Consider the following 4743-nt stretch of genomic DNA (forward strand, 5'->3'; position numbering starts at 1 on the left):
CGTCGGTGATGTAGCAGGAAGGTTTGCGAGAGCCCCGTGACCAGGCCAACCATCTCCCTGATGAAAGGCGCGACGACCAGATCAGCGCTGGGCGTCGCGCCGATCTCCGTCGTGGTCATCGAGGACCATCGTTTGCTGCGCGAGGGGCTTGCCGCCGCGATCGAACGTCAGGAGGGGTTCGCAGTGCTCGCGAGCGCAGCCTGTGCGGGTGTGGGCCTGGAGGCGATTCGTGAGATGCAACCGCGTGTCGTGCTGCTCGATGCCGGTCTTCCGGAGGAGGAAAGTTGGGCGCTCGCCGTGAAGATCTTGCTGGTCGCTCCGGCAACGCGCGTCATCGTCACGGGACTCAGCGCGGCGCGAAACGATGTGGCCGCTTTCGTGCGGTCCGGCGTTTCGGGCTTCATCATGAAAGACGCCTCGGTGAGTGAATTCATGGAGACCATTCGCGTTGTGGCCCGAGGTGACCAGGCGCTCCCGCGCGCACTGACGGGTTCCCTGTTCTCCCAGATCATGCGCGATGAGGCGCTGGGTATGCCGACAACACTGACTGGTGGCATTCACCTGACCGCGCGTGAGCGACAGATCATGGACCTGCTGGGGGCTGGCCTGAGCAACAAGGAGATCGCAGCTGGACTGCATATCGCCGTGCACACGGTGAAGAGCCACGTGCACAACCTCCTCGAGAAACTCTCGCTGCACACCCGCATGGAAGTTGCGGCGTATTCTCATGGGCCAGGCCGCATCAATACGCCCTGAGAGCAGATCTATGGCTCCTTGGATGCGCCATCGTCGTGCAACATCCGCATCGCCGGCGTTTCGAGATCGTCATACTGACCGCTGCGGGCACTCCAGACGAACGCCAGCACCGCACCGGTCACCACCAGAAGCGCGAGCGGCAACACCAGAAACACGACACTCATGCGATGGCCTCCACCGGCCCGGAGATCGAAGACGCCGCGCCCGATGCGGGCCCCGATGCCCGCGTAGCGGTCCGACGTACGCGTGGGAACGTGTGACCGTACCACGATCCCAGCACCACCGTGATGGAGCTGGCCGGCATCAGGATCGCCGCCGCCAGCGGCGTGAGCAAACCGAACATCGCCATCGACGCCCCCACCACATTGTAGGCGATGGACAACGCAATGTTGCGCCGGATGACGCGCATGGTGCGCCGTGAACCATCCACCAGTTCGACCAGCGTGCCCAATTCATTGCGGGTGAGGTAGACATCGGCGGTGGCGAGACACGCTTCGGCGCCCCCCTGCACACCGATGCCAACACTGGCCGCCGCAATGGCGGCTGCGTCGTTGACCCCATCGCCCACCATCACCACCCGGCCACGCTGCTTGGTCTGTTCGATGAAGGCGAGCTTCTGCTCGGGTGTGGCGCCACCAATGGCATCGGCGGCATCAAAGTCCAGCGCAGCCCCCACGCTGCGCACCACGTCTTCGGCATCACCACTGAGCAGCACCGTGCGCCAGCCGCGGTGACGCAGCGCCCGCAAAGACTGCAACGCATCGTCACGCACCTTGTCGCCCATGCCGGCGACGGCGACGAGTACACCGTCCACACTCACATGCACCGGCGTGAGCGTGCGCCCGATCTCGTCATAGGTGTGCAGTGCGACCATCACCTCGGGCGCTGTGGACACCACTCCGCCGGCGACAAAGCGCGGCGAACCAATGCGCACATGCCGACCATCCACCCATCCTTCGAGTCCACCGCCCACCACATGCCGCGCTTCATGCACGTCGGGCACCATCATTCCAGGCCACGCACGCCGGAACCCCTCGGCCAACGGATGCGACGACCCGGCCTCGAGCGACAACACCAGCGGCTGCACCCACTCGGCGCCCACCCAGCGCACCAGCGCCGTACGCCCCTCGGTGATGGTGCCCGTCTTGTCGAACACCACCGTGCCGGGTGATGCGAGCACTTCCAGCGCATCGCCGCCCTTGATCAACATGCCATTGCCTGCGGCACGTCCCACCGCCACGGTGATGGCCAGTGGTGTGGCGAGGGCCAGCGCACACGGACACGTCACAATGAGCAAGGCGATCGCGTCGTCGAGTGCGTGTGGTGCGTTGAACGAGGCCTTGATGCCAAACGTGAGCGCCGCGAGCAGCAACACCACCGCCGTGAAGATGCCGGCCAGTCGGTTGGCCGTCTGCACTATGGGCGCACGGCGACGGGCACTCTCCTCCACTTCGCGCAGCAACTTCGCGATGCGGCTCGTTTCCCCGGCCTCCTCCACCCGCACCTGCAGCGGCGCCTCCACGTTGAGCGTGCCGGCGTACACCGTGGCGCCTTCCTCCACCGACGACGGACGCGATTCACCGGTGAGCAGCGCGGCATTCACCGTGGAGTGCCCACGCACGATCACACCATCGGCCGCAAAGGTCTCGCCAGCCCGCACATCGAGCGTCATCCCGGGCAACAGCGCTTCGGCCGGGATATCGCGCACCACACCCTGTTCCACGATGCGGGCCGTGCTTGGTGCGATCGCGTGCAACAGCTCGGCGGAGTCGGCGGCCAGACGCTGCCCACGCTGCTGCAGGAAGCGTCCGACCAACAGCGCAAAGATCAGCAGTGCCAGCCCGTCGAAGTAGATCGGGCCGGTACCCGTGACCGTGTTGATGGCGCCGCGCACCAGCCCCGCTGCCAACGCGATGGCGATGGGCAGGTCCATATGCAGCGATCTCGTGCGCACCGATGCCCATGCACCCGAGAAGAACACACGCCCAGGCCACACAAAGGCCGGCACCATGAGCGCAAAACTCACCCAGCGAAAGAAATGGGTGAACGTCGCATCCATGCCATTGAGCTCACCGGCATACAACGCCAGCGCCGCCAGCATCATGTTGATGGCAATGGCACCGGCGATGCCGATACGCACCAGCATGGCGCGGTCTTCCCGCCGACGCATGTCGGCCCGTGCCACACCACGAAACGGATGCGGCGCGTACCCCAGCACATCGAGCTGTCGCGCGATGGCCGACAACGGCGTTACCGCCGCATCCCATTCCACCACAGCCAGCGAACGCCGAACATCGAGCTCGGCGCGCGACACGCCCGTGTGCAGTAGCGGCACACGCTCCACCAGCCACACGCACGACGCGCAGTGCACCCCTTCGAGGTACAGTTCGGTGCGCGAGAGACCGCTCGGCATCACCTGGACGTACAGCTGCGCAAACGTGGGATGGTCGAACTCTTCGTACCGCCGCCCGGACGATTGCACAGGCGCTTCCCGGCGTTCGGCAAAGCCGTAGTAGCTCCCGAGTCCATGTTCGTGCAGGATGGCGAACGCGGTGTGGCATCCGGTGCAGCAGAACTGCCGCTCAGCGTCTTCCTGTACGAGTCCCGCCGGCACGGGCAATGCGCAATGAGCGCACACAGTAGCCGTCGAGGCGTCTGCGGCGATGGCCGCAGCAGGGAAGCGAAGTGTGTCAGTGGACATGCGTCATTTCCACAGCTGGTTTCACAGTGGGTATCGCAGTCGGTTCCACGGGAAGCGCGGACGGCGTCATGGCGGTCGCGTCGTGATGGTCATTGGCACGGGGCGCGCGCAGACGACCCGTCATGGACCACAATCCCATCACGAGCACCACCGTGGCGCTCAGCATGGGGAGGCGTTGCCGGAATGGTGCCAGTACGGTCTGTGCGCCAACGCCCACCGCGATGAGTGCGGGCACGGTGCCGAGCCAGAAGACCGCCATGAAGGCCATGGCGGAGAGCACACTGCCCGTGCCGCCCGCGGTGGCCACGAACACGTACAGCCACCCACAGGGCAGCAACGTGGTGACGAGTCCGGTGAGCAGCGCCCGAACGGCGATGGGTTGAGTGCGCACGGTCAGCAGCACACGTCCCAGGGCCTGTTGCCACACGCGAGGAGCGTGCATGCGGCCCAACGACAGGCCACGCTGTGCGGCGAGGGTGCTGAGTGCCCACGCCACCATGAGTGCGCCGGCAACCAGGGTCGCGGCATGCTGCACGCCGGCCAGTGCGCCGATGTCGGAGATGCGTGATCCGATCACGCCGGCGACGGCACCGAGCAGCAGGTAGGAGAGCAGACGCCCGACGTTGTAGAGCGCATGCGCGTGCAATGGCGACGACAGGGCACCACCGCGTGACGCCTGGTTCGCCGCGGCGGGTTCCGCGCCCGTGTAGAAGCACACGAACCCACCGCACATGCCGGCGCAGTGTACGCTCCCCACCACGCTCGCCATCAGGATACCGGCTGCCGTGCCAAACATGAATGTAGCCTCGGTCTACTGCTTGCCGGCGCGTGACACCGTCACGCGGGTGCTCACGGAATAACGCGCCGTATCACGCACTGCGGCTGATGGAACCTGCGTGGCACTCACGCGCACTTCCCATTCGCCGGGCGTGACGATGGGCAGTGCGGCCGAGTACAGACCGGCAGTGTCTTCGTGCAGCACCGCGGTCAGGGTGTCGTTGGCGCGTGCATTGAAGCGCGCCATCACGACGACGTGCGCACCGGCAAGCGGAGCGGCCGCGGCATCCTTGAGCTTCACGACCACGCGTGCCGGTTGACCGGCCACGAGTGAGTCGATGAACGTTTCCACACCCCAGCCCAGATCAAGGTTGCGACGTTCCTGCGCCATGGTGGAATCGAACGCCACCGCCTTGGCGTAGTAGTTGGGCTCCACGGCAAAGGAGGGGTCGTCATTGGCAATGCGCATGACGGCGATGTTGGCCACCACCGTCGAGCCAAGGATGACG

General features: G+C 65.7%; 5 protein-coding genes. 1 reads left to right on the forward strand and 4 read right to left on the reverse strand.

Annotated features, from left to right (window positions below; all coding sequences use genetic code 11):
• The first annotated feature begins 111 nt into the window (after positions 1 to 111).
• Complete coding sequence (locus VGE27_RS16875; RefSeq protein WP_331050846.1) at positions 112 to 756, forward strand: response regulator transcription factor; 645 nt, start codon at positions 112 to 114, stop codon at positions 754 to 756.
• An 8-nt stretch (positions 757 to 764) separates the two neighbouring features.
• On the opposite strand, the gene ccoS is transcribed toward VGE27_RS16875, so the two are convergent.
• The 4 genes from ccoS to VGE27_RS16895 all read right to left on the reverse strand — a co-directional run.
• Positions 765 to 920: a cbb3-type cytochrome oxidase assembly protein CcoS gene (gene ccoS, locus VGE27_RS16880; protein WP_331050847.1), complete on the reverse strand. Its 156-nt coding sequence runs from the start codon at positions 918 to 920 to the stop codon at positions 765 to 767.
• Positions 917 to 3457: a heavy metal translocating P-type ATPase gene (locus VGE27_RS16885; RefSeq protein ID WP_331050848.1), complete on the reverse strand. Its 2541-nt coding sequence runs from the start codon at positions 3455 to 3457 to the stop codon at positions 917 to 919. Before VGE27_RS16885 ends, ccoS begins: the two co-directional genes overlap by 4 nt.
• Positions 3447 to 4253, reverse strand: a complete 807-nt coding sequence (locus tag VGE27_RS16890; protein WP_331050849.1) for a sulfite exporter TauE/SafE family protein — start codon at positions 4251 to 4253, stop codon at positions 3447 to 3449. Before VGE27_RS16890 ends, VGE27_RS16885 begins: the two co-directional genes overlap by 11 nt.
• A gap of 15 nt (positions 4254 to 4268) precedes the next feature.
• Positions 4269 to 4743, reverse strand: a 475-nt coding sequence (locus tag VGE27_RS16895; RefSeq protein WP_331050850.1) for a FixH family protein, incomplete at its 5' end; no start/stop codon positions are given.

This window comes from Gemmatimonas sp., from assembly GCF_036405635.1.
In the GTDB taxonomy this organism is placed as follows: Bacteria; Gemmatimonadota; Gemmatimonadetes; order Gemmatimonadales; family Gemmatimonadaceae; genus Gemmatimonas.